A 24,018-nucleotide genomic window follows, 5' to 3' on the forward strand; every position below is an offset into this window, starting at 1 on the left:
GTTGTGTTTAAGCGAGCGACGGACCGGCCGCGCCGGCCTGTGGTGTGGCCAAAACGCCTTGCAGTCGCTCCGCGGCATCAAGCAGATATCCATCGGCGTGCCAGCCGCCGACGAGCTGGAGGCCGATCGGCAACCCGCCGGGGCTCTTGCCACATGGCAGCGACAAGGCTGGATGGCCGGTCAGGTTGAACGGGAAGGTATAGGGATACCAGGCACCGCGGATCGTGCCCGCCGGCTTGCCGGCGATCTCGACGGGGCCGAGCGGATCGAGACCGACCGGCAGAGCCGGCGCCGACAAGGTCGGAGAGGCGATCAGATCGAAGCGCGCAAGGATGTCCTGCACCTTGGCGAAGCAATCGGTGCGCGCGAACTGGGCCTGGCAGAGGTCTGCAGCGCTGTAGCTGCGGCCAGCCTCGATCGTGGCGAGTAGGGTCGGGTCGAGTTTCTCTGGCGTCTTCTCCACATAGCCGCCGAGGCGGGCCAGCAGTAGCGAGCGCAGGAAGATGAGGAAATGCGGCTCGAGCGAAACCAGATCGAGCTCGATCGGCTCGACGGCCCAGCCCAGCGCCTCCGCTTGCTTCATCGCCGCAACGACGGCAACCTCGACATCCGGGTCGAGAATGTTGCCACAGCGCAGAAGGAAGCCGATGCGCGGCTTCTCATCCTTGCCGAGACGGCGCTCGGGGAAGGCTGGCACCTGCCCGTAGGGGTCGCGGCGGTCGGGGCCGCGCAGGGCCTCGAACATCAAACGGGTGTCGGCGATATCGCGCCCCATCGGCCCGACGAAGGAGTTCGCACCGAAGAGATCGGGCGCCTGCAGGTTAGGAATGGCACCCAGCGTCGCCTTCAAGCCAACCACGCCGCAGCAGGAGGCAGGGATGCGGATCGAACCGCCCCCATCGCTGCCAAGCGCAAGCTGCCCCATGCCGGCTGCGACCGCCACCGCCGCTCCGCCCGACGAGCCGCCGCAGATATGAGCGCGGCTGTGCGGGTTGAGCGTGCGGCCGAAGAACGGCCCCTCGGTGAAAGGCTTATGGCCGAACTCCGGCGTCGTCGTCTTGCCGATCAGGATCGCACCGGCAGCCCGCGCGCGGGCGACCGCCACCGCATCGGCCCTGGGGACGTTGTCCGCGAACAGCGCCGAGCCCTGTGTAGTCGCGACGCCTTCAGTGTTGGTAAGGTCCTTGACCGAGAACGGGATGCCGTGCAGGGCGCCGAGCGGCTCGCCGCGCATCACGTTGGCTTCGGCTTCCTTGGCCTCGGCGCGTGCGCGCTCCGCCGATACGGTCATGAAGGCGTTGAGCTCGGCCTTTTCTGCGATGCGGACTAGCGCGGCTTCCACCGCCTCGACGGGCGAGACGATTTTCGCGCGGATCGCGGCGGCGAGGTCGACTGCGGAGAGATCGGCGATGTTCGTCATGGCTGTCCTCAGATCATCCAGCGGCCGCCATCAATCAGGAGCGTCTGGCCGGTGACGTAGCGGGCGTCCTCGCTGGCGAGGAAGGCGACGCAACCGGCGACATCCTCCGGCTCGGCGATGAAACCGGCTGGAGTCGTCGCCTTGATCGTCTCGATCACGGCTGGCGTCAGCCGGTCATGGGCGCGGGTGCGAATGGCGCCGGGCGCAACCGCATTGACCGTGACGCGATGCGGCGCGAGCTCACGCGCCAGCGAGCGCGTGAAGCCGATGACGCCCATCTTGGCGGCGGCATAATCGGTGAGGCCGGCGTCGCCAACGAGAGCTGCGTCGCTGGACATGTTGACGATCCGCCCGCCGCGCTCGCGCATTCCCGGCACGACGAGACGGCTCATCCGCATGGCCGTGAAAAGCGAGACCTCCAGCACGAAGCGCCAGACCTCTTCCTGCGATTCATGGAATTGCGCCGCGCGCTCGCGCCCGCTCTGGCCGACATTGTTGAACAGGATATCGACCGGGCCGAAAGCTGCGACGGTGCGGGCGTGGAAATCGGCGAGCACGGCCGCATCGGTGCAGTCCCCGGCCATGGTCACGAGACGGTCGGCAGGCTGCCCGGCGAAGCTCTCCTCAAAACCATCGGCTTCGCGGTCGATAACGGCGACCCGTGCCCCTTCATCAAGGAAGTGCCGCGCTGTTGCCGCACCGATGCCATGCGCTGCGCCGGTGATGGCGACGACCTTGCCGGTGAAGCGCCCGCTTGTCATGGCCGACTCCTGCTTGTCGCTAGTGGAAGGTCCGGCCGCCATCGACGGCGATGGCCGTGCCGGTGACATAGGAAGATTCCGCACTGGTCAGCCAGAGGATCGCCGCCGCGATCTCCTCGGGCGAAGCTACGCGCTGGAGCGCGTAACGGGCGCGCACGGCCTCATAGGCTGCGACAGGATCGGGTGCGGTATCGATACTCGTGCGAAACAACTCCGTCTCGACCGCACCAGGGCAAACCGTGTTGACCCGGATGCCGAATTCGGCGGCTTCCATCGCGAGGGCCTTCGTCGCCATCTGCAAACCGGCCTTGGAGGCGCAATAGGCGGTGCGGTGCTTCAGCGGCGAGAGGCCCGCGCCGGACGAGACATTGACGATGGTGCCGCCGCCCGCTGCCTTGAGATGCGGATAGGCAGCCTGCGCCACCAGCATCGGGCCGGTCAGGTTGACGGCGATGATACGATTCCAGTCACCGAGCCTCGTGGCTTCGATATCGGCGATCAAGTCAACTCCCGCCGAGCTGACGACACCATCGAGCCCGCCAAGCGCCGCCGCAGCATCGGCCACGGCCGCGCCAACCGAGGCCGGATCGGAAACATCGACCTCGAAGGCCGCAAGCTGATCCGCACCGGAACGTCCGGCCAGCTCGGCAAGCGCTTTCGCATCGCGATCGAGAGCGGCCACCCGTGCGCCTTCCTTCACGAAGCGCTTGGCAGTGGCCAGCCCGATGCCCTTGGCCGCGCCGGTGATCAGGATGTGCCGGCCGGCGAGCGTGCCGCTCACGCCTTGGCCTCCGCGCGGGCCTTCTCGAGGCCGGGGCGCATGTCGTCGACCATCTCGTCGCAGCGGCCGATCCAGACATTGGGATGCTTCAGCGCATGCTCGATCAGCCCTTCCAGCGCCTTGATGCGCGAGGGTTGGCCGATCATCTCCGGATGCATGCCGACCATCATCATGCGGTCCTCGGCATAGAGTACGTCGAATTCGCCCTTCCAGGCTTCGAGTAGGGCAGACGGCGCCTGCATGGTGCGGCCGGGCAGCACGATCGAGTACTGGAAGAAGGGCGCGTCATCGAGCACCCAGCGGAAGGGCAGTTCGACGATCTTGGTCTCCTGGCCTTCGACCGTGTGGAGATAGGGTGAGTCGTCGTCGAAGAAGTTAGACGAGTAGTCGAAGCCGTATTCGACCAGCATCGGCATGGTGATCGGGCTGATCTCGGCGGCCGGCGAGCGCCAGCCACGGGGCGCGCGGCCGCTGACCCGCTTGATCGACTGATAAGCCTTCTCCATCTCCTCGCGCTCCTCCTCGGGCGAGAGGTTCAGGATCCAGGTGTGGCTGTAGCTGTGATGCGCGATTTCGTGGCCGCGCTTCAGGATCTCCTCCATCAGCCCTTCGCGCTGGTCGATGATGAGGCCCGGCACAAAGAACGTCGCCTTGATGCCGTAGCGGTCGAGCAGGTCGAGCACGCGTCCGGTGCCGACCTTCCAGCCATAGGCACCCTGCGACATCAGGATCGGCCGGCTGGCATAGGCCGGGTCGCGACCGGTCCACATCGTCTCGGCGTCGAGGTCGAAGGTCAGGAAGAGCGGGAAACCCTTAGAGGTCAGCGGCATTTCAAAAACTCGCTTAGACGAAGCGGTGGAAGCCGAAGCGGCGCTCGGCGACGAGGAGCACGATGCCGGTGGCGAGGATGAGCAGCGTCGAGACAGCGGCGACGCTGGGATCGATGCCCATTTCCACCGAAGAGAAGATGAGCACCGGCAGCGTCGTCTGGCTGGCGCTAATCAGGAAGATCGTGACCGGCACGTTGTCGAGCGAGGTGATGAAGGAGAACAGGGCGCCGGCCACCAGTCCGGGCGCGATCAGCGGCAGCGTCACCAGCCGGAAAGCCTCGAAGCCGCTGGCGCCCAGCACCCGCGCCGCTTCCTCGACGGCAAGGTCGAGACCCGACAGGCTCGCTAAGGCCGAACGCACGACATAGGGCACGGTGATGACGACATGGGCGAGCAGCAGCCCGATCAGGGAGCCGCGCAGCCCGGTCATGCTGTAGAACTGCAGGAGCGCGACGCCGACGACCACCGCCGGCATCACCAGCGGTGCCATCAGGAAGGAGGTCACGGCCTCCGAGCCCGGCAAGATCTTGCGGAACAGGGCGTAGGCGGCAGCGACGCCGAGTACCAGCGAGATCAGCGTCGAGCCGCAGGCCAGGATCAGGCTCATGCGGATGGCCGAGAGATAGCCCGGATCGCTCAGCACCTTGCCGAACCAGGCGAGCGTCAGCCCCTGCGGCGGAATGGTGAGGTAGGAGGTCGTCGAGAACGCCGCCAGCACGACGACGATCACTGGCAATTGCAAGAAGGCAACGACCGTGAAGCCCGTGGCGGTCAGCCCCCAACCGGGGCCATCTTCTGCGACCGCGCTCATGCCATGCCCGCCCAGCGCCTGGTCAGCCGGCTCGACAGCCAGATGATCGCCACCGCCATGAAGGTCAGAGCGAAGGAGAGCGCCGAGCCGCTCGGCCAGTCGAGAAGCTGCATGTATTCGTCGTAGATCAGCGTCGCCATGACCTGATAGGTCGGCCCGCCCAGCATGCGCGGCGTCACCAGCGCGCTGATCGTCAGCACGAAGACCAGGATCGAGCCGGCGAGGATGCCGGGCGCCGAGAGCGGCAGCGTCACCGCCATGAAGACATGGGCGCGGCTGGAGCCGAGCGTCGCGGCGGCGGATTCGACGTCGCGCGGCACGTTGCGGATCGCCGCGACCAGCATCAGCACCATGAAGGGCAGGTAGATATGGGTCAGCCCGATGAAGAGCCCGACGAAGTTGAACAGCAGCTTCACCGGAGCCCCGATCAGGCCGAGCTGCATCAGCAGGTTGTTGATCAGGCCACGATTGGCGAGCAGTGCGATCCAGCCAAAGGAGCGCACCACGAGGTTGAGCAGCATCGGGAAGATGACGAGCAGGATCAGCGGCACGCGCCAGCGCTCGGGCCCGCGCGCGATCAGATAGGCGAGCGGATAGCCGAGTAGCAGGCAGATCAGCGTGACGGAGAGCCCGAGGCCGAGGGTCCGCCAGATCACCTCACGGTAGTAATCGTCGGTGACGATCTGGGTGTAATTCTCCAGCGTCCAGGCGCCTTTGACGAGGCCCGCGCCGGGCTCGTAGACGCCGAAGCTCGTCGGCAGCAGCATCAGCACCGGCACGAGGAAGAAACCCGCCAGCACCAGGAGCAGCGGCGCGATCAGCAGGAGCCCTTGCCGCCGCGACATCATGGTGCGGTGCCTTCGGGCGACATCGCGAAGACGGCGGCCGGGTCGATGGCGAGCGCGACCGGCGCCCCGGCCGCAAGCGCCGCTTCCGCTCCATGCGAGGCGGTTTCGGCAACGATCTCGACGCCCTCGGCCAGCCGGACGACATATTGCACGCGCGCACCGCTGAAGGAGCGCAGCACGACCTCGCCGACAATGTCGCCCGCCTGCGGCGCGCCGCTGCGGATCGCGACCGCCTCCTGCCGGATGACGACATCGACATTCGCTCCCGCTGGCTGGTCGATACGTGCGGCCGGGATGTCGACACCGCCGACGGCGAGGCGTCCGCCTTCGCCCTTCCGCATCGCAACGGAGCCGGCCAGCCGGTTCGGCTTGCCGATGAAGCTCGCGACGAAGCCGGTCGCCGGGCGGTGATAGATGTCCTCCGGGCTGGCGAATTGTTGCATCACGCCCTTGGCCATCACCCCGACGCGGTCCGACATCGACAGCGCCTCGCCCTGGTCATGGGTGACGAAGAGCGTGGTGATGCCGAGATTGCGCTGCAGGCGCTTCAGCTCGATCTGCATCTCGTCGCGCAACTGCGCGTCGAGATTGGAGAGCGGCTCGTCGAAGAGCAGCACGCGGGGGTGCGGCGCCAGGGCCCGCGCGATGGCGACACGCTGCTGCTGGCCGCCGGAGAGCTGACGCGGATAGCGCTCGGCGAGGGCGGCGAGCCGGACCATGCCGAGCGCTTCCCTGACGCGCTTGTCGAGTTCGGCACCAGCGACCTTGCGACGGCGCAGGCCGAAGGCGACGTTCTCGAACACGGTCATGTGCGGGAACAGCGCATAGGACTGGAAGACGAGACCCAGACCCCGCTTGTTCGGTGGCAGGGCGGTGACATCGTCGCGGTTGATCAGGATGCGCCCTCGGCTCGGCTCGACCAAGCCGGCGACCATGCGCAGGATCGTCGTCTTGCCGCAGCCGGAAGGGCCGAGCAGCGAGACGAATTCGCCCTCCGCGATCGTCAGGGAGACATCCCTGACGACCTCGACCTCGCCATAGGACTTGCCCAGCCCTTCGAAGGTCAGCGAACCCATCGCCCGTCCTCTCGCGGTGCCGCCACGCAGCTCAGCGCGCGACTTCGCGCTGCCAGCGGCGCGTCCAGGCGGCTGTGTTCTTGGCAATCACCTCCGGGTCGATGAACCAGGCCTTATCGAGGCTTTCGCCGTTCGGCACGATGCTCTTGAGCTTGTCCGAGAGCTTCACCTTGGTATTGACCGCGCCGATATAGGCCCGCTCCGAGAAGCAGCCCTGACCTTCGGCCGACAGCACCTGATCGAGGAACTTGTAGGCGAGCTCGGTCTTGCTCGATCCCTTTGGCAGGACCACCGCCGGCAGAATGCCGACCGCGCCTTCCTTCGGATAGGCAACGGCGAGCGAAAGCCCCTTGTCCATCGCGACACCAGCGCGATCCGGATACCACGGCGCGATCGCAATCTCGCCGCGCTCGAACAGGGACAGGAGCTGGTCGGCCTGGGTGTAGAGCACGGCCGAGCCCTTTGCGATCGGCTTGATCGCCGCAATGCCGGGATCGATGTTGTCGAGCGTGCCGCCCTTCAGTTTGTTGAGTGCCAGCAGGAACTGCAGACCGGAGGTGCCGCTGATGTCTCCGATCGCGTATTTGCCGGCATAGGCCGGGTCGGCGAGGTCGAGCCAGGAGGTCGGCGGCGTCTTTACCAGCTTGGGATTGTAGACCAGCGTCGTCGCGCTCACCATCGCGACGACATAGCTGTCGTCCTTTCCCCAGGCGGTCGGGATCACGTCAGCGGCATTCTTCAACTTGGAACGGTCGATCTTCTCGTTGAGCTTCTCATTGGCGGTCTGCGCGGCCAGCGAGTTATCGATATAGACGATGTCCATGTCGGGCTTGCCGGCAGTGGCGCGCAGCGCCGCGGCGAACTGCGAGGAATTGCCGAGCTTCAGCGAGACGGTCGCCCCCGTCGCCTTCTCGAAGGCTGCAACATGGCAGGCCTTGACGTTGTCTGCGAAGGAGCCACCGAAAGCGCCGACGACGAGCTCCTCGGCCTGTGCAGCGGAAGCAAAGGCGGCACCGAGAGCGGCGACGGCGGTCGCGTGACGAAACATCTGACGCATGGCTGGAGGCTCCCCGTCTGTTGGCCTGTGGTTCGGCACGCCGCTGTTGGCGCGGCTTTCGACTGGTCGACGGAACTCCCCTCCCATCGTCCAGAAGGCGAGCATGGCATGACCCGATTTATCTTTCAAGAAAGATAAATGAAAGATATCCTGATCAGGTGATCGCGCTGCGAGGCGCTTGCATCCGGCGCCACGGCATGGTCCGAAAAGCCGCTCAGGAGGATTCGAATGCGCGACGAGGCAGCGCGAAGCCTGACGTTCGAAACGCCCGACGCGCTCTGGCAGAACGACCGCGTCGGCGCCGGCATGCAGCGCTGGCGGCGCGAGTTCCCGGATGTCGATTGCTCCGGAAAGGCCATCGTCGGCCGGCTGCTCCACCTCAACGAGGTCTTCCAGACGGCGATCAACCGCACGCTCGCACGACACCGGCTCAAATACCCAAGCTTCGCGGTGCTCGCGACGCTGCGCGTGCAGGGCGCGCCCTATCGCATGTCGCCCAAGGCTCTGCTCGATACGCTGATCCTGACGTCGGGCGGTCTCTCGAACCTGCTGCGGCGGCTCGAAAAGGCCGGCCATGTCCGCCGGATGGCCGACGAGACGGATGGGCGCGGCGTGATCGTCGAGCTCACCGACAAGGGCCGCCTGCTGGTCGAACCGGCGATGCGCGACCATGCCGAAACGGAGCGGCGTCTCGTCGCCATGCTGCCGCCGGCCGAGCAGGCGCTGGTCGCAGGCGCGCTCGGCAAGATGATGCTGGCAAACGGCTGAAGAGGGCGGATAAGAGCAAAACTATTCCGGTTTGTCATAACAACGCGCTTCAAATGCATTAGCCAGCGGCGGTTCGGGCGTGCCATCCTCCCGTGACGAGGGAGCGTCGCGGCGCTCCGGTGCGGCGGAGCCCGATGTGCCTGACGACGACAGCACTCTCTATCCATTGGCCGATCCTTACCGCTCGCTGCGCCTCCCGGTCGGCGACGGCCACGAGCTTCAGGTCGAGCTGAGCGGCAATCCCCACGGAATTCCTGTCGTCTTCCTGCATGGCGGCCCCGGCGCCGGCACCAAGCCGGCCCAGCGCCGGACCTTCGACCCCGCCGCATTCCACCTCGTGACCTTCGACCAGCGCGGCGCCGGACGCTCGCATCCCTCAGCCGAACTCGTCGGCAACACTACCCAGGCGCTGATTGCCGATCTCGAGCGGATCCGCAGCCACCTCGGCATCGAGCGCTGGCTTGTCACCGGCGGGTCCTGGGGCAGTTGCCTCGGCCTGGCCTATGGGCAGGCCCATCCCGAGCGCTGCCTCGGCTTCCGCCTGCACGGCATCTTCATGGCCGAGCGCGCCGAGATCGACTGGTGGTTCCACGGTTCGCGCACGATCTTCCCGGATCATTGGGAGACCTTCGCCAATTTCGTGCCGGAAGCGGAACGCGGCGATCTGCTCGGCGCCTATTACCGCCGGCTCACGGGACCCGATCCCGAGCAGCAGCTGTCGGCCGCAATCGCCTTGCGCACCTTTTCCGGGAAGACGCAGACCTTCCTGCCCGATGCCGGGCATGTCGCAGCCCTGACCGAGCCGCAAACCGCGCTCGCGCTGGCGCGCATCTTCACGCATTATTGCGTCAACGGCGCCTTCCTCGAACCGGGCCAGTTGCTGCGCGACGTCTCGCGCATCCGGCACCTGCCAACGGAGATCGTGCAGGGGCGCTATGACATCGTGACCCCGATGTGCACGGCATGGCGGCTGAAGACGGCCTGGCCCGAGGCCCGCTTCACCATCGTGACCGAGGCCAACCACGCGGCGACGCCGAACGCGCCGGCCCTGTCGCTGGCGTTGCGCGACGCGACCGATCGCCTGCGCGATTCGATGCTGGCCCTTGCGGCCTGAAGGAACAGCCATGTACGAAGCCGCCAGCCAGATCCGCCTGGGCATCGAGCCCTATCTTGAAATCCGCAGCGCCAAGAGCCCGGCGGTCGCGCCCGACGGCGAGCTTCTCGCCTATCTCAGCGACGAGAGCGGCACGCACCAGATCTGGCTCCGGCCGCTCGCCGGCGGGGCGCCCTGGCGCCTGACCGACATGCCGGAACCGGTCGGCGCGATCGCCTTCAATCCGAAGAGCCGCGACCTTCTCTTCACGATGGATTGCGGCGGCGACGAGCGCCACCAGCTCTGGCTCGTGCCGAGCGCCTCGGGTGTACCGCAGCCGCTGACGGAAGACCCCTCGGTCGTCCATGTCTGGGGCTGCTGGGCGCCGGACGGGCAACGCATCGCCTTCGCCTCGAACGCGCGCGACCGCGAGCATATGGACATCTATGTGATGGACATGTCGACCCGAGCAGCGCGGCGCGTCTTCGAAGGCAGCGGCTACCGCGAGGCGGTGGCCTTCTTCCCGGACGGGCGCTCGCTGCTGGTGGCCGACGCCACCCATGCGATGAACGATCAGGATCTGTTCCGGCTCGACCTCGAAAGCGGAGCACGCGAGGCCTTGCTGCCGCATGAAGGCCCGGCCCGCTACGCCGCGAGCCGCATGAAGAAGGACGGCAGCGGCTTCTTCACGATCACCGACCAGGGCCGGGAGTTCCTCAGCATCGCCTTCCGCTCTGCGGCTGACGGCACGCTGAACTGGACCATCGAGCGCGACGGGCAGGATATCGAGGCGGTGGCGCTGGCGCCGGACCAGAACCGCCTCGCCTATGTCGCGAACGACCGCGGCTGGAACCGGGTTTTCGTGCGCGACATCGCCGGTGGGGCCGAGTTCGAGGTCGAGGGATTTCCGGCCGGCTCGATCGGTTCCGTCGCATGGCTGCCGGATGGTTCCGGGCTCGTCTTCCCGCTCGACGGCTCGACCTCGTCCCCGGATATCTGGCGCTTCGACATCGCCGCGAAGCAGGTGAAGCGCCTGACCGATGCTTCGAAGGCGGGGCTCGATCCGTCAAGCTTCGTCGAGCCGACGGTCGCGAGCACCAAGAGCTTCGATGGGCTCGAAGTGCCGTTCTTCGTCTATCGGCCGCGCGGCAAGGCGCCGGAGGGCGGCTATCCGGCGGTCGTCGTCGTGCATGGCGGGCCGGAGGCGCAGTGGACGCCGATCTTCCGCGCCGACCTGCAGTTCTTCCTGAGCCAGGGCATCATGGTGATCGCGCCGAATGTGCGCGGCTCGACCGGCTATGGCCGCAGCTATCACCAGCTCGACGACAAGCATCTGCGCATGGACAGCGTTGCTGACCTCAAGGCTGTGCGGCTCTGGCTGCGCGCGCAGAGCGATGTGAACGATGACCGCGTCGCGGTCTATGGCCGCTCCTATGGCGGCTTCATGGTGCTGGCGGCGCTGACCGAGCAGCCCGAGCTTTGGAAAGTCGGCATCGAGTTCTACGGCATCGCCAATTTCCTGACGCTGCTGGAGACGACAGGGCCGTGGCGGCGCTATCTGCGCGCCGTCGAATATGGCGATCCGATCGCCGATCGCGAAAACCTGATCCGCTTCTCGCCGATCCACAAGCTCGACCAGATCCGCGTGCCGCTCTTCGTCGCGCAGGGTTTCGACGACCCTCGCGTGCCGCCGGGCGAAAGCGAGATGGTCCATTCGGTGCTGCGCGGCCTCGGCCGGCCGGTCGAGTATCTGCGCATCCCGCATGAGGGCCACGGCTTCGCCCGGATCGAGAACCGGCGCACCGTCTTCGGCGGCGTGGCCCGTTTCCTGCGAGAGCATCTGTAGCTCTTATTTTATCGCATTTTCTTCACGCGAACCGGTGCCCACTTCGCTCGAAAATTCTCTGTAAGAGGACCACGCCATGCAGAATTCCGAGATCATCTGGGAGCTGGTCGATGCGAAGCGCCAGCCCTTCGAGGCGCTGAGCGACCGCGTCTGGGGTATGCCCGAGATCGCCTATACCGAATACCGCTCGGTCGGCGAGCATATCGCGATGCTCAAGGAGCAAGGTTTCCGCATCACCGAAAATGTCGCGGGCATCCCGACCGCCGTGATGGGAGAAGCGGGCGAAGACGGTCCGGTGATTGCCATCCTCGGAGAATACGACGCGCTGCCGGGTCTGAGCCAGGAGGCCAATATCGCCGAGCCCAAGCCCGTCGAGGCGGGTGGCCACGGCCATGGCTGCGGTCACAACATGCTCGGCTCGGCCGCCCTGCTGGCGGCGACGGCGGTGAAGGATTGGCTCGCCAGGACCGGCCGCCCGGGACGCGTGCGCTATTTCGGCTGCCCGGCCGAAGAAGGCGGCGCGGCCAAGGCCTTCATGGTGCGCGCGGGCGCCTTCGACGACGTCGATGTCGCGATCTCGTGGCACCCGGCCACGATGACGAAAGTCGATGATGCATTGTCGCTCGCCAACACCCGCATGGATTTCCAGTTCACCGGCCGCGCCTCTCATGCCGCCGCCGCGCCCCATCTCGGCCGCTCGGCGCTGGATGCCGTCGAGCTGATGAATGTCGGCGTCAACTACATGCGCGAACACATGCCCTCCGACGCGCGCATCCATTACGCCATGCTCGACGCCGGTGGCATCGCGCCGAACGTCGTGCAGGCCTCGGCCAAGGTGCGCTATGCCATCCGGGCGCGCGACCTGGCCGGGATGCTGGAGCTCAATGAGCGGGTGAGGAAGATCGCCGAAGGCGCGGCGCTGATGACCGAGACCACGGTCTCGATCTCGATCATGAGCGCGGTCTCGAACATGCTCGGCAACACGCCGCTGGAAGACGCGATGTTCAAGAACATCGACCGCCTCGGCCCCGTGCCTTTCGATGCTGCCGACAAGGCCTATGCGGCCAGGATTCAGGCGACACTCGGCCCGGCCGACGTCCTCAACGACTACCGCAAGACCGGCATCGCCCCGCGCGAGAACACGCCACTCTGCGATTTCGTGGTGCCGCAGGGCACGCGCGGCGTGCCGATGATCGGCTCGACCGATGTCGCCGACGTGAGCTGGAAGGTGCCGACCATCCAGGCGCGGGTCGCGACCCATGCCATCGGCACGCCTGGCCATTCCTGGCAGATCACGGCACAGGGCAAGGCCCCGGCCGCACATAAGGGCATGGTCCATGCCGCCAAGATCATGGCGGGGACCGCGATCGACGTGATCAGCGACGAGACACTGCTGGCACGCGCCAAGAAGGACCATCAGGAACGGACGACACAGACGCCCTATGTCTGCCCGATCCCGGCGGATGTGAAGCCGCCGGTCCAGCCGCGGCCCGCTGCCGCCTGAGCCGAGCCGGGAGCGGTCGCGAAGGCCGTTCCCGGGTGACCGGCACGTTTTCCAATCAAACAATAACCAAAGAGCGGGATTCGATCATGACCAACCGAAACGACGAGACCGGCACCAAGCGACGACTCTCCGGGCGCAAGCTCCTCTCTGCCGCGGCCGTTGCCGCCCTCTGCGCCGGTGCGGGCGCGGCCGTTGCCGCGACCCCGAAGAACGCGCTGGTGATGGCCTGGAACATCGACGCTATCAGCACCTTCGACCCGGCCCAGGTCGGCGAGGTCGTCACCAACGAGATCCTGCAGAACACCTGCGACACGCTGGTCGATTTCGATCCCGCCGACGAGCGCAAAGTCATCCCGAGCTTCGCCGAGCGTTGGGACGTTTCGCCCGACCGCAAGGAGATCACCTTCCACCTGCACAAGGGTGCGAAATTCCCCTCCGGCAATCCCGTCACGGCCGAGGATGTGGCCTGGTCGCTGCAGCGCGTCGTCAAGCTGAACTTCGGCAACGCCGCTACGCTGACCGAGTACGGCTTCACCAAGGACAACGTCGAACAGAGCATCGTCGCGGGCCCTGACGACACACTCGCCCTCAAGTTCGACAAGGCCTATCCGACGACGCTGATGCTGCAGGCGATCGCCGCCAACCGGGTCTCCATGGTGATGGACAAGAAGACCCTGATGGCGAACCAGCAGGGTACCGATCTCGGCAACAAGTATCTGGCGACCCGCACGGCCTGTGTCGGCCCCTACAAGCTGACGCGCTGGAATGCAGGCGAGTCGATCGTGCTGGAGGCGAATGACGGCTATTGGGGCAGGGCTCCCGGCTTGAAGCGCATCCTGATCCGCCATGTCGCCGAGCCCGGCACCCAGCGCCTGCTGCTCAGCCAGGGCGATGTCGACGTCGCCCGCGACCTGACGCCGGAAGACCTGAAGGACCTCGAAGGCTCCAAGGACATCTCGATCGTCAAGGTGCTCAGGCCCCAGCTCTTCTACTGGGGCTTCAACGTCGCGGACGGTCCCTTCTCCAAGGAGAAGGTGCGCCTCGCGATGCGCTATCTCATCGACTATGACGGCCTCGGCAAGACGGTGATGACCTATCTCGGCGTGCCGCGCGCCAGCTTCGCCCAGCTCGGCGCGGTCGGGGCCCTCGACGAGAAGGAGGGGCAACCCTTCAAGCTCGATCTCGACAAGGCCAAGCAGTTGCTGACGGAAGCCGGCTATCCGAACGGCTTCGAGGCGAGCCTGATCTTCGGTACGCTGCCGCATGCGAACCCGATCGCCCAGAGCGTCCAGCAAAACGCCGCCAAGATCGGCGTCAAGCTCTCGCTTGAACGCATGGCCAACGCCCAGCTCTTCAGCAAGGTGCGCGGGCGCGAATATCAGTCGGCGATGCTGGCCTGGCAGACGGGCGTGCCGGATGCGCATGGCAACGCCTCGCGCCTCGTCTTCAACCCCGACAACCGGCTCGAGGCCAAGCAGACGCAATATCCGAGCTGGCGCGCGGCCTATCAGGACCTCGATCTCAACAAGAAGGTCGACGAGGCCCTGCTGGAGCCCGACCCGGCCAAGCGCGACGACCTCTATGCCGAACTCCAGAAGGAGGTCATGGCCAAGGGGCCGATGGCGTTCATGTTCCAGATGAACAGCGTCGCCGGCGTGCGCAAGGACCTGAAGTCTTGGACCTGGAACGGCTTCCGGACCTATTACGAACAGGCGACCAAGTAAGGCCACCGCGATGTCTCGGATCGCCACCGCGGCATCCGGCCTGACCTCCGAGCCGGGGCGGACCATGCTTCCGTCCTGGCTCAGAGCATCCGGCCGGATCCTTGTCTCCTTCGCCGTAACCCTGCTCGGGCTCGCGGCGCTGACCTTCTTCATCGGCCGCCTGCTGCCGCTCGATCCCGTCGTCGCCGTTCTCGGCGACAACGTGACCCAGGAAGCCTATCAGGCGATGTACAAGCAGCTGGGTCTCGACCAGCCGCTCTATATCCAGTTCGGCCGCTATCTCTGGGGTGTCCTGCATCTGGATTTCGGGATGGCGCTGACCACCGGCAAGCCGGTGATGACAGATATCGCCCGCGTCTTCCCGGCAACGATCGAGCTCGCCAGCGTGGCGATCCTCATCGGCACCAGCCTCGGGATTCCGCTCGGCGTGCTCTCGGCGATGTATCGCGGGTCACTGATCGACCAGCTCGTCCGCGTCGTCGGCCTGATCGGCTATTCCGCGCCGAACTTCTGGCTCGGCCTGATGGGGCTCGTGCTGTTCTACGCGACGCTGGGCTGGGTCGGCGGTCCGGGGCGCATCGACTTCACCTATGAATTCGACCTCGAACCCGTCACCGGCTTCCTGTTGATCGACAGCGCGCTCGCCGGCAATTGGGAGATGTTCGGCAACGCCGTGTCGCATATCATCCTGCCGGCCTCGATCCTCGCCTTCAGCTCGCTCGCCTATATCAGCCGCATGACCCGCAGCTTCATGATGGAGCAGCTCGGGCAGGAATATGTCGTAACGGCACGGGTGAAGGGCTTGTCCTGGGCGCGCACCGTCTGGGGCCACGCCTTCCGCAACATCGCCGTGCAGGTGGTAACGGTGGTCGCGCTCTCCTATGCCTTCCTGCTCGAAGGCGCGGTGCTGACCGAGACGGTCTTCGCCTGGCCGGGTTTCGGCCGCTACCTGACCAATGCGCTGCTGGCCGGCGACATGAACGCCGTTGTCGGCTGCACGCTCCTGGTCGGCGTCATCTTCGTCACGCTCAACCTGTTGTGCGACCTGCTCTACCGGGTCTTCGATCCGCGGACCCGCTGAGGCATGGCCATGGCACCACAACCCATCGACCAGGCCGACGGGCGGGGCCTCCGAGCCTGGCTCGCGGCGCCCGTCCCGTCCTCGCCCTTCCAGGCGCGGATGCAGCAATTGTCGCTGAAATGGTGGCGATTGCGGGCCAACCCGGCCGCCATGTTCGGCCTCGCCATCATCGTGCTGATCGCGCTGGTGGCCCTGTTCGCGCCGCTGATCGCGACGCATGACATCTATACGCAGGACCTGACGATGCGCCTGCAACGGCCCTCGGCCACGCACTGGTTCGGCACCGACGAGCTCGGCCGCGACATCTTCAGCCGGCTGGTCTTCGGAGCCCGCATCACCCTCTACATCGCCTTGCTGACAGCGGTGATCGCGGCGCCGCTCGGGCTGATCGTCGGCACGACCTCGGGCTATCTCGGCGGCTGGGTCGATACCGTGCTGATGCGCATCGTCGATATCTTTCTGGCCTTCCCGAGCCTCGTGCTGGCGCTGGCCTTCGTCGCGGCGCTCGGCCCCGGCATCGACCATGCGATCATCGCGATCGCGCTCGCCGCCTGGCCGCCGATCGCGCGATTGGCACGGGCCGAGACGCTGTCGATCCGCAAGTCCGACTATATCGCGGCCGTCAGGCTGCAGGGCGCGTCGCCGCTCCGGATCATCCTTGGCCATGTCGTGCCGATGTGCATCCCCTCCGTCGTGGTGCGCATCACCCTCAACATGGCATCGATCATCCTGACTGCGGCGGGGCTCGGCTTCCTCGGCTTGGGCGCGCAGCCACCGAGCCCTGAATGGGGCGCGATGCTGGCTTCGGGCCGCGAGTTCATTCTGACCAATGGCTGGATCGCCGCGATCCCCGGCCTCGCCATCCTCGTCACCAGCCTGGCCTTCAACCTGTTCGGCGACGGCCTGCGCGACATTCTGGATCCGCGCCATGGATAAGCCGCTGCTCGAGGTCGAGGACCTCTCCGTCACCTTCAAAGGCGCGCATCGCACGGTGCAGGCGGTGCGCGGCATCTCCTTCAGCGTCGGTCGCGAGAAGGTCGGCATCGTCGGCGAATCCGGCTCGGGCAAGTCGCTGACCGGGCGCACGATCCTGAAGCTGACGCCGAAGGCGGCGACGATCTCCGCCAAGAAACTATCGTTCGACGGGATCGACCTCATCGCCGCCAGCGAGCGCCAGATGCGTACGATCCGCGGCAACCGCATCTCGATGATCCTGCAAGACCCCAAGTTCTCGCTGAACCCGCTGATGCGGGTCGGCGAGCAGATCACCGAGGCCTACCGGCTGCACCACAAGGTCGGCGGCAAGGAGGCTGAAGCCAGGGCGCTCGCCATGCTGGAGGCGGTGAAGATCCGCGACCCCGCGCGCGTCTTCAAGCTCTACCCGCACGAGGTCTCCGGCGGCATGGGCCAGCGCATCATGATTGCGATGATGCTTATCCCCGAGCCGGACCTGATCATCGCGGACGAGCCGACCTCGGCGCTCGACGTCACCATCCGGCGGCAGGTGCTGAGCATCCTGGACGAGTTGGTGACGCGACGCGGCGCCGGGCTGATCTTCATCAGCCACGACCTTAACCTCGTAGCGGATTTCTGCGACCGCGTGCTGGTGATGTATGCGGGCCGCATCATGGAGGACATTCCGGCGCGCGAGCTGCGCAATGCGCGGCATCCCTATACGCGCGCCCTGCTCGACAGCCTGCCGCGCCTCGACAGACCGACGGATGTGCTGCAGGTGCCGAGCCGCGACCCAGCCTGGCTGGATGGGCCGACCTTGCAGAGCGGGGGCCGGGCATGAGCGCCACCAAGCCGATCCCAGCGGCGAACCGCCCGGCCGCGCTGACGGTCAGCCATCTCTCCGTCGTCTTCGGCCGCGGCGCGTCGGCTCTGAAGGCGGTGGACGACGTCTCCTTCACACTTCGGCAAGGCGAGGCCTTCGGGCTGATCGGCGAATCCGGCTGCGGCAAGTCGACGGTTCTGCGCGCGCTCGCCGGCCTCAACAGCGAGTATGGCGGCAAGGTCGCCTTCCATGACCGCGAGGTGCCGCACAAGCGCGACAAGGCCTTCTTCCGGCGCGTGCAGATGGTGTTCCAGGACCCCTATGCCTCGCTGCATCCGCGCAAGATGGTGCAGAACGTGCTGGCCGAGCCGCTGAAGATCCACGGTTTCGACCGGCCGCAGGAGCGCATCGACGAGATCCTGACCGCCGTCGGCCTCGGGCCGTCCTTCCGCTATCGCTTCCCACACGAGCTCTCGGGCGGGCAGCGCCAGCGCGTCGCGATCGCCCGGGCACTCATCATCGAACCGGAATTGCTGCTGCTGGACGAGCCGACTTCGGCGCTGGATGTCTCGGTGCAGGCCGAGATCCTCAACCTGCTGAAGCAACTGCGCCGCGACCGTGACCTGACCTATCTCATGGTCAGCCATGACCTTGCCGTGGTGACGCATCTCTGCGGGCGCGTCGCGATGATGAGCGAGGGCAGCATCATTGAGGAGATGAGCGCCGACGATGTCCGGGCCGGCCGGGCGCATGAGCCCTATACGCACGAGTTCCTCGAGGCGAGCGTCGGCTATCGCCCGATCGCGTGAACGGGCGGGCTTTCAGAGGATCAGCAGGTGGATCAGACAGGTATGACGGACGAAGCTCTGGCCGGGGATCATTGGCCGACGAATGGCTGGGAGAATGTCGCGCCGGAGACGGCCGGCTGGTCGCGCGAGGGGCTCGACCGGGCTTGGCGCTATGCCGACACCATTTCGACGGCGACATTGATGATCGTGCAAGGTGGGCGCGTCGTCGCGAGCCGCGGCGATCTCTCTCATCGCTACCAGTGCCATTCCGTCCGCAAGAGCTTCCTCAGCGCCCTGATCGGCATCCATGAGGAGGCCGGCCGGATCGACATGTCGCGCACGCTCGCCGATCTCGGCGTCGACGACAAGGAAGGTCTCAGCGACCTGGAGAAGGCAGCGACGATCTACGATCTGCTGACGGCGCGCTCGGGCATCTTCCATCCGGCCGGCTATGAATCGCCTTGGATGAAGTCGATCAAGCCGCAGCGCCATTCGCATCCGCCGGGCACCTTCTGGCTGTACAACAACTGGGATTTCAACGCGCTCGGCACGATCTTCACCGCGCTGACCGGCACCGGCATCCATGACGATTTCCTGGCACGGATCGGCCGCCCACTGGGCTTGGAGGATTTCCTCCTCGACGGCGAGCGGCGCGACGGCTGGCTGGAGCCCGACGATTGCTCCGTTCACCCCGCCTATCCGTTCCGGATGTCGACGCGCGACCTCGCCCGTTTCGGCCTGATGTTCCTGCGGCAGGGTCGCTGGCAGGGCGAGCAGGTCGTGCCGGCCAACTGGGTCGCGACCAGCGTGCTGCCGCTCTCCGATGCCGGTCCGCGCGGGGGCTATGGCTATATGTGGTGGACCGAGCGCTCCGGCGCAGGTTTCCCGGGTGTCGCGCTGCCGGCGGGCAGCTACAGCGCTCAGGGCGTCGGCGGGCAGATCTGCCTCGTCATCCCGTCGCTGGATCTGGTGATCGTCCACCGCGTCAACACCGACATCAAGGGCACGGAGGTGAACCGCTTCGCCTTCGGACGCCTGCTGCGCCTGATCCTCGAGGCGCGCCGGCAGGGTTGAGTACCATTCGCCATCGCGGGACCGACCGGGAGTGATCATGCCGAGTGCTATCGAACGGATTGCGGACTTGAGCCGCTCCAGGCCGGCCTTCTCACCCCTGGCTCGCCTGAGGGCGCATCATGCCATTACCGATACGCTCGGCTGCATGCTGGCGGGTGTCAGCGATCGGTCGACGCAGGCCGCGCGTGAGGCCTTCGCTTCCGGCATAGGTGCGGCAGGTGCGGCGGCTGTCGCGGGGGGCGGACGGGCGAGCGAGGCGATCGCCGCCCTGGTCAACGGCACGGCCGCGCATGCGCTCGATTATGACGACAATTTCAGGCCGGGCATCACCCATGCTTCTGCCGTGCTCGTACCGGCCCTGCTCGCGATAGCGCAGGGTCGCGGCGCCAGCGGGCGCGCCCTCGTCGATGCCTATCTCGTCGGACTGGAGGCGCAGGCCGCGGTCGGACGCGGCATCAATCCGGCGCACTACACGATCGGCTGGCATGCGACCTCGACGGTCGGCGCGATCGGCACCGCGGCAGGCACGGCCTGGCTCATGGGGCTCGATGCGGCGGGCATCGCCCGGGCGATGAGTGTCGCCGCCAGCATGGCCGCCGGCCCGAAAGGACAGTTCGGCACTCCCGCGAAGCCGCTCCATGCCGGGCTTGCAGCTCGCAACGCGGTCGACGCGGCCGCGCTCGCCGCGGCAGGGATGACCGGGCGCCTCGACATCCTGGAGTGCCCAATGGGCATCGCCGAACTCTTCGGCGACGACAGTGCCGCCGGCTGGGAGCGGATAGCGCTGGCGTCACCGCATGTCATCGAAAGCGACGGACTCATCCCGAAGCGCCATCCCTGCTGCGGCTCGACGCACAACACGGTCGACGCCATTCTCGATCTCAAGGCCGAGCACGGCTTCGGCGCCGGGGATGTCGAGGCGGTCGACACGCTGGTCGGCATCGCCAATGCGCGCAACCTCGCCTACCCCGACCCGCAGGATGAGATGCAGGCGCGGTTCTCGATGCATTATTGCGTGGCGCTCGCTTTGCTGCAGGACCGGCTGTCGCTCGCCGATTTCACACCCGCCGCGGTCGGGCGTCGGGAGGTCCGACGCCTGCTGCCGCTGACGACAATGCGGTCTTACGACAAGAGCGAGGAGGCAGCGGGACGCCAGCCGCATCGTGTCACCATCCGCCTCAAGGATGGGCGCCTGCTGAGGGCCGAGCGGCGGGAAGCGAAGGGCTCTGTCGCAGACCCGTTCGACGATGCCGACCGGAAAACGAAATTCGCGGATTGCTGCGCCGGGATGCCGGGCGCGGGCGACCTCTACGCCCGGCTTGCCGACATCGATACGGCGACCGATCTCGCCTTCCTGCTGTCCGAACCTGCCGCAGCCGGGCGCGCATAGCTGCGCCGATCGATGGCGGGACAGACCGGCTCGCCTGCCTGAGTCAGCTGGTCGTCTTCCGCGATGGCGGCCCAGAACTGCTCGACTGCAGGCCGGCTCTGCTGCCTCGCCCGGTAGAGTCTGATGTCCGCGGCGATGTACCAGGACGGATCGGCCGCCGGCACGAGCTGGCCGTTGCGCAGCTCATCTCCGACCAGACTCTCCGGCACCCAGGCGACACCGCGCCCGGCCAGGACCATGGCCTTGAGGCCGACCGACATCGGATTCTCGTAGACGGTGACCAGCGGCGTCGGCCGCGCGGCGAAGAGCAGAGCGAGCCGGCGCGCGAAGAAGGAGCAGTTGCCATAGCTCAGCAGGCGGACCGGCACCTCGCCGGAACGGAAGGGATGGAGCGGTTCGCCACGGCCGTCAGGAATCGAAACCGGGATCGCCCGTTCAGCGCCGAGGCGGCGGTAGATGAAGCGCTCCGGATCGAGATCCGGCAGCACGGTCCGATGGGCGTAGGTCAGCAGGAAATCGCATTCACCATGGTTGAGCAGGGCGACATTGCCGTCGAAGGATGCGCGCTGGTCGCAGAACCGAGTCTTCAGCGGGCCGAGCTTGTCCTCGGTGCGACGGACGAGGCCGGGGAAATAGGTCAGGGATAGGGTGTTGAGCGTAGCGAAGGTCAGCGTCTCCGACGCATCCTCATGCAGCTGGCGCGTCTCCTGCCGTGCGCCCTGCACCTGCTTCAGGATTTCCTGCGCGCGTGGGAGAAAGGTCCGGCCGGCTTCGGTGAGGCGGATCGGGTAGCTGCTGCGGTCGAACAGTGGCAGGCCGAGCCATTCCTCGAGCTGCTTGACCCGGCGGCTCAGCGCCGATTGGGTGATGTTCCGTTCACGAGCCGAGCGCGAGAAGCTGAGCGTTGTCGACAAGCTCAGGACGTCTTCCAGCCACTTCAACTCCATCACCGCTCCTCCACCGAGGCAGGCAGGATGGCACGGCTGACCCTGCCGCGCCAGAAGTGGGCCGGGTAATCGCGTACTCGCTGTCGCGCTGGAGGCGATCACATGAAGCCTGGATTCCGCGGCAGATATTGCACCCAGTCGCCGTAACCAGGGGATGCCATCAGCAACATCGGAAAGGTGATCCGCATGCCCTGGGCAATCGCAAGATTCAGCGCGTCATCGCATGTCCCCGGCAGGAACGCCGACACCTTCTCAGCAGACTGGTCGGCCGCCAGCTTCAGGGCCACCGCGAATGCGTCGCGCAACTTCGCCGAAGGTAAGACGGCCAGTGGCCCGACATGCCCGTTCGAATTGACATAGCCGTACCCTACACAGTCGCTGCCGGCGTAGAACAAGACCCCTGACATTGCGGGGTCACCGAGCAGATAGCGGTGATGCGTTGCCCGCGAGACGCCGATGGCGCGGGAATCGATCTCGGCCAGTTTCTCCAGGGTTGCGGCACTCCCATCGATCGCGACGGTACGCAACTGCGTCTCCGGCAACGCCTGCATCACCCGTTCACGCGCCGCGCTGAAAAAGTAGATCGGCATCCGGGGATAGAGGCCGTGCCGCATGTAGAGACCCTGCGAGACACGGTTGAAAGTAAAAGTAATCAGAGCCTTGTGCGCCGCCCCCGACTGCCGGGCGTGCGCCATGGTCCGTTCCAACAGCTCGTTGCCGATTCCCGAGCCTTGCCGGGCAGGATCGACGAACAATTGGGCCAGGAACCAGAGGTCACCGCAAACCCAGCTCCATGCAAAGCCGAGAATCTCTCCACCATCCTCCGCGACCCACAAGCCACCCGGGTCATCCGCGAGCGAAAACAGCTGAAAACCGGGAGGGCTTGCAGAAGCCATCGGGCCGAAGCCATGCCGAACGGTCAGGTCGTTGATGCTGGCAACCACGAGCGCATCGACCGTAGCCAAATCCTCGATCCGAGCCGGTCTGCAGACGAGCGGCATGGCGTGACTCCGGCCGAGAGGACGAGGCGAAAGCAGCAACGCCCATCATACCAGCCCACATCGCAGCAGTCTCCGTCGCTGTGGATCTGCAGCGCTGCGATGACCGGTCGATGCCGGCGAGCCGCCCATATGCGCTCCATGCCATCGCCAACGAGGCAGGCACGGAGAGCAATGTCTACTACCGAGCTCGGCCGTCGGAAAGGCGGCTGAACCGGACGATCGCGTCGGCTCGCTTTTCGAGGCCGGGCAACAATTCGAGCCCGAGGCCGGGGGCATCGGAGATCGTGATCATGCCGTTCTCGGCCTTCGGCAGCGCGGTGACGAGCTCGGTATACCAGCCGGTATAGAAGGCGCGCACCGATTCCTGGATCAACGCGTTGCGGGCGTGCATCGAGAAATGGCACGACGCCGCGTAGACCACCGGGCCCGTACAGTCGTGCGGCGCTACGGGCGTGTGCCAGGCCTCCGCCATGCCGGCGATCTTGCGGGCCTCGGACAGGCCGCCGCACCAGGACAGATCCAGCATCACCACGCCGGCCGCGCCGGATTCGAGATAGTCGCGGAAGGAGTGGGTATAAGCCAGCGTCTCGGAAGCGCAGACCCAAGCCTTCGAGTGGCGCGCATATTCGGCGAGGTCGCGGACGTTGTCGAGGCGGAACGGATCCTCGTGCCAGTAGGTGTCGAACTCGGTCAGGCGCTCGGCCAGCTTCTTCGCCATGGGCAGGCTCCACAGCGAGTGGAACTCGACCATGATGTCCATCTTGTCGCCGACGGCTTTCCTGATCTTGCGGAAAGGTTCGAGCGCGGTGTTCAACTCCTGGGGCGAGATGTCCCAGCCGGCGGTGCGCTCGGCCGCAATGTCGAAAGGCCAGATCTTCATGCCGGTGATTCCCTGCTCCAGCAGGGAGTGAGCGAGCTCGTCGGCGCGATGGAGGAAGCCCTCGAGGTCTTCATAGGGGCCGCCTTGCTCGCCGACATGCCAGTTGGCGACCGACTGCGAACGCGAATCGCGGATATATTTGTAGCCGGCGCAGGTGTTGTAGGTGCGGATCGTGTCGCGTGCCTTGCCACCGAGCGCGACCGAGACCGGCTGGCCGATCGCCTTGCCGTAGATGTCCCAAAGCGCGACGTCGATCGCGGAGTTGCCGCGCGTCTCGACGCCCGAACCGCGCCAGCCGAGATAGTTGTTCAGGCTGGCGTTGCGTGCCTCGATCTGCAGCGGATCCTGGCCGAGCAGCTTCGGCGCGACGGTCTCGTGCAGATAGGCCTCGACCGCCGCGGCGCCCATGAAGGTCTCGCCCAGACCGACAGGACCTTCGTCGGTATGGAGCCGCACCCAGATGATGTTGGCGAATTCGGTCAGGCGGACGGTTTCGACGGCTGTGATCTTCATGACGGGTCTCGGAGAACGGTTCGGCACCTTCGGGAGCGCCGGGGCGAA

22 protein-coding genes and 1 pseudogene are annotated in these 24,018 nt (G+C 66.3%); 12 read left to right on the forward strand and 11 right to left on the reverse strand.

Annotated features, from left to right (window positions below):
* Positions 1-7: 7 nt before the first annotated feature.
* Genes CE453_RS24180 through CE453_RS24215 form a run of 8 tightly spaced genes read right to left on the reverse strand, consistent with a single transcriptional unit; the run spans position 8 to position 7,584 of the window.
* Positions 8-1,420, reverse strand: coding sequence for an amidase (locus CE453_RS24180; RefSeq protein ID WP_089176898.1), 1,413 nt, complete (start codon positions 1,418-1,420; stop codon positions 8-10).
* 8 nt (positions 1,421-1,428) lie between these two features.
* The gene (locus tag CE453_RS24185) at positions 1,429-2,181 is read right to left on the reverse strand and encodes an SDR family NAD(P)-dependent oxidoreductase (protein ID WP_089176899.1); all 753 of its coding nucleotides are present in this window, start codon (positions 2,179-2,181) and stop codon (positions 1,429-1,431) included.
* Positions 2,182-2,200: 19 nt separating this feature from the next.
* A complete protein-coding gene (locus CE453_RS24190) occupies positions 2,201-2,962 on the reverse strand; it encodes an SDR family NAD(P)-dependent oxidoreductase (protein WP_089176900.1) in 762 nt (253 codons plus the stop codon).
* Positions 2,959-3,792 carry a polysaccharide deacetylase family protein gene (locus CE453_RS24195; protein ID WP_089176901.1) on the reverse strand — a complete coding sequence of 278 codons (834 nt, stop codon included), beginning with the start codon at positions 3,790-3,792 and terminating at the stop codon, positions 2,959-2,961. Before CE453_RS24195 ends, CE453_RS24190 begins: the two co-directional genes overlap by 4 nt.
* 13 nt (positions 3,793-3,805) lie before the next feature.
* Entirely contained in the window at positions 3,806-4,603 is a 798-nt protein-coding gene (locus tag CE453_RS24200) for an ABC transporter permease (RefSeq protein WP_089176902.1), read from the reverse strand.
* A complete protein-coding gene (locus CE453_RS24205; protein WP_089176903.1) occupies positions 4,600-5,451 on the reverse strand; it encodes an ABC transporter permease in 852 nt (283 codons plus the stop codon). Before CE453_RS24205 ends, CE453_RS24200 begins: the two co-directional genes overlap by 4 nt.
* A complete protein-coding gene (locus CE453_RS24210; RefSeq protein ID WP_089176904.1) occupies positions 5,448-6,527 on the reverse strand; it encodes an ABC transporter ATP-binding protein in 1,080 nt (359 codons plus the stop codon). The genes CE453_RS24205 and CE453_RS24210 overlap by 4 nt, the downstream gene beginning before the upstream one ends.
* Positions 6,528-6,558: 31 nt before the next feature.
* A complete protein-coding gene (locus CE453_RS24215) occupies positions 6,559-7,584 on the reverse strand; it encodes an ABC transporter substrate-binding protein (RefSeq protein ID WP_089176905.1) in 1,026 nt (341 codons plus the stop codon).
* A 228-nt stretch (positions 7,585-7,812) separates the two neighbouring features.
* On the opposite strand from CE453_RS24215, the gene CE453_RS24220 reads away from it, so the two are divergent.
* The 12 genes and pseudogenes from CE453_RS24220 (at position 7,813) to CE453_RS24270 (ending at position 20,629) form a co-directional block, all read left to right on the forward strand.
* Positions 7,813-8,352 (forward strand): MarR family winged helix-turn-helix transcriptional regulator, encoded by a 540-nt coding sequence (locus CE453_RS24220; RefSeq protein ID WP_089176906.1) that lies wholly within the window; start codon positions 7,813-7,815, stop codon positions 8,350-8,352.
* A 136-nt stretch (positions 8,353-8,488) separates the two neighbouring features.
* Positions 8,489-9,466: a prolyl aminopeptidase gene (pip, locus tag CE453_RS24225; protein WP_089176907.1), complete on the forward strand. Its 978-nt coding sequence runs from the start codon at positions 8,489-8,491 to the stop codon at positions 9,464-9,466.
* A 10-nt stretch (positions 9,467-9,476) separates the two neighbouring features.
* Positions 9,477-11,291, forward strand: a complete 1,815-nt coding sequence (locus CE453_RS24230; protein WP_089176908.1) for a S9 family peptidase — start codon at positions 9,477-9,479, stop codon at positions 11,289-11,291.
* A gap of 76 nt (positions 11,292-11,367) precedes the next feature.
* Positions 11,368-12,795: a M20 family metallopeptidase gene (locus tag CE453_RS24235; RefSeq protein ID WP_089176909.1), complete on the forward strand. Its 1,428-nt coding sequence runs from the start codon at positions 11,368-11,370 to the stop codon at positions 12,793-12,795.
* 86 nt (positions 12,796-12,881) lie between these two features.
* On the forward strand, positions 12,882-14,519 hold the full coding sequence (locus CE453_RS24240; protein ID WP_089176910.1) for an ABC transporter substrate-binding protein: 1,638 nt from the start codon (positions 12,882-12,884) through the stop codon (positions 14,517-14,519).
* Between the two features lie 64 nt (positions 14,520-14,583).
* The gene (locus tag CE453_RS24245; RefSeq protein ID WP_248308157.1) at positions 14,584-15,600 is read left to right on the forward strand and encodes an ABC transporter permease; all 1,017 of its coding nucleotides are present in this window, start codon (positions 14,584-14,586) and stop codon (positions 15,598-15,600) included.
* A gap of 9 nt (positions 15,601-15,609) precedes the next feature.
* Positions 15,610-16,536 (forward strand): ABC transporter permease, encoded by a 927-nt coding sequence (locus CE453_RS24250; RefSeq protein ID WP_198302197.1) that lies wholly within the window; start codon positions 15,610-15,612, stop codon positions 16,534-16,536.
* Between the two features lie 70 nt (positions 16,537-16,606).
* A pseudogene (locus CE453_RS29650) lies at positions 16,607-17,065 on the forward strand (ATP-binding cassette domain-containing protein); the annotation flags it as partial.
* Positions 17,066-17,227: 162 nt separating this feature from the next.
* Positions 17,228-17,395, forward strand: a complete 168-nt coding sequence (locus CE453_RS29655) for an ABC transporter ATP-binding protein (protein WP_472841008.1) — start codon at positions 17,228-17,230, stop codon at positions 17,393-17,395.
* A complete protein-coding gene (locus CE453_RS24260; protein ID WP_089176914.1) occupies positions 17,392-18,186 on the forward strand; it encodes an ABC transporter ATP-binding protein in 795 nt (264 codons plus the stop codon). Before CE453_RS29655 ends, CE453_RS24260 begins: the two co-directional genes overlap by 4 nt.
* A 42-nt stretch (positions 18,187-18,228) precedes the next feature.
* On the forward strand, positions 18,229-19,239 hold the full coding sequence (locus CE453_RS24265) for a serine hydrolase domain-containing protein (RefSeq protein ID WP_089176915.1): 1,011 nt from the start codon (positions 18,229-18,231) through the stop codon (positions 19,237-19,239).
* Positions 19,240-19,306: 67 nt separating this feature from the next.
* Positions 19,307-20,629, forward strand: a complete 1,323-nt coding sequence (locus CE453_RS24270) for an MmgE/PrpD family protein (protein WP_248307866.1) — start codon at positions 19,307-19,309, stop codon at positions 20,627-20,629.
* Here CE453_RS24270 and CE453_RS24275 read toward each other — a convergent pair.
* From CE453_RS24275 to CE453_RS24285, 3 genes are all read right to left on the reverse strand, one after another.
* The gene (locus tag CE453_RS24275; RefSeq protein WP_089176916.1) at positions 20,548-21,576 is read right to left on the reverse strand and encodes a LysR family transcriptional regulator; all 1,029 of its coding nucleotides are present in this window, start codon (positions 21,574-21,576) and stop codon (positions 20,548-20,550) included. The genes CE453_RS24270 and CE453_RS24275 overlap by 82 nt on opposite strands.
* Before the next feature lie 98 nt (positions 21,577-21,674).
* Positions 21,675-22,577 carry a GNAT family N-acetyltransferase gene (locus CE453_RS24280; protein WP_089176917.1) on the reverse strand — a complete coding sequence of 301 codons (903 nt, stop codon included), beginning with the start codon at positions 22,575-22,577 and terminating at the stop codon, positions 21,675-21,677.
* Positions 22,578-22,755: 178 nt separating this feature from the next.
* Positions 22,756-23,970 (reverse strand): mandelate racemase/muconate lactonizing enzyme family protein, encoded by a 1,215-nt coding sequence (locus CE453_RS24285; RefSeq protein WP_089176918.1) that lies wholly within the window; start codon positions 23,968-23,970, stop codon positions 22,756-22,758.
* Between the last annotated feature and the right edge of the window lie 48 nt (positions 23,971-24,018).

The organism is Bosea sp. AS-1 (assembly GCF_002220095.1).
In the GTDB taxonomy this organism is placed as follows: domain Bacteria; phylum Pseudomonadota; class Alphaproteobacteria; order Rhizobiales; family Beijerinckiaceae; genus Allobosea.

Excerpts from the sequence above, each read along its gene's own strand:
- CE453_RS24180 (WP_089176898.1), bottom strand. The coding sequence starts at position 1,420 with ATGACGAACATCGCCGATCTCTCCGCAGTCGACCTCGCCGCCGCGATC.
- CE453_RS24185 (WP_089176899.1), bottom strand. The coding sequence starts at position 2,181 with ATGACAAGCGGGCGCTTCACCGGCAAGGTCGTCGCCATCACCGGCGCA.
- CE453_RS24195 (WP_089176901.1), bottom strand. The coding sequence starts at position 3,792 with ATGCCGCTGACCTCTAAGGGTTTCCCGCTCTTCCTGACCTTCGACCTC.
- CE453_RS24200 (WP_089176902.1), bottom strand. The coding sequence starts at position 4,603 with ATGAGCGCGGTCGCAGAAGATGGCCCCGGTTGGGGGCTGACCGCCACG.
- CE453_RS24205 (WP_089176903.1), bottom strand. The coding sequence starts at position 5,451 with ATGATGTCGCGGCGGCAAGGGCTCCTGCTGATCGCGCCGCTGCTCCTG.
- CE453_RS24210 (WP_089176904.1), bottom strand. The coding sequence starts at position 6,527 with ATGGGTTCGCTGACCTTCGAAGGGCTGGGCAAGTCCTATGGCGAGGTC.
- CE453_RS24215 (WP_089176905.1), bottom strand. The coding sequence starts at position 7,584 with ATGCGTCAGATGTTTCGTCACGCGACCGCCGTCGCCGCTCTCGGTGCC.
- CE453_RS24220 (WP_089176906.1), top strand. The coding sequence starts at position 7,813 with ATGCGCGACGAGGCAGCGCGAAGCCTGACGTTCGAAACGCCCGACGCG.
- CE453_RS24230 (WP_089176908.1), top strand. The coding sequence starts at position 9,477 with ATGTACGAAGCCGCCAGCCAGATCCGCCTGGGCATCGAGCCCTATCTT.
- CE453_RS24235 (WP_089176909.1), top strand. The coding sequence starts at position 11,368 with ATGCAGAATTCCGAGATCATCTGGGAGCTGGTCGATGCGAAGCGCCAG.
- CE453_RS24240 (WP_089176910.1), top strand. The coding sequence starts at position 12,882 with ATGACCAACCGAAACGACGAGACCGGCACCAAGCGACGACTCTCCGGG.
- CE453_RS24245 (WP_248308157.1), top strand. The coding sequence starts at position 14,584 with ATGCTTCCGTCCTGGCTCAGAGCATCCGGCCGGATCCTTGTCTCCTTC.
- CE453_RS24250 (WP_198302197.1), top strand. The coding sequence starts at position 15,610 with ATGGCACCACAACCCATCGACCAGGCCGACGGGCGGGGCCTCCGAGCC.
- CE453_RS29655 (WP_472841008.1), top strand. The coding sequence starts at position 17,228 with ATGGAGGACATTCCGGCGCGCGAGCTGCGCAATGCGCGGCATCCCTAT.
- CE453_RS24260 (WP_089176914.1), top strand. The coding sequence starts at position 17,392 with ATGAGCGCCACCAAGCCGATCCCAGCGGCGAACCGCCCGGCCGCGCTG.
- CE453_RS24265 (WP_089176915.1), top strand. The coding sequence starts at position 18,229 with ATGACGGACGAAGCTCTGGCCGGGGATCATTGGCCGACGAATGGCTGG.
- CE453_RS24275 (WP_089176916.1), bottom strand. The coding sequence starts at position 21,576 with ATGGAGTTGAAGTGGCTGGAAGACGTCCTGAGCTTGTCGACAACGCTC.
- CE453_RS24280 (WP_089176917.1), bottom strand. The coding sequence starts at position 22,577 with ATGCCGCTCGTCTGCAGACCGGCTCGGATCGAGGATTTGGCTACGGTC.
- CE453_RS24285 (WP_089176918.1), bottom strand. The coding sequence starts at position 23,970 with ATGAAGATCACAGCCGTCGAAACCGTCCGCCTGACCGAATTCGCCAAC.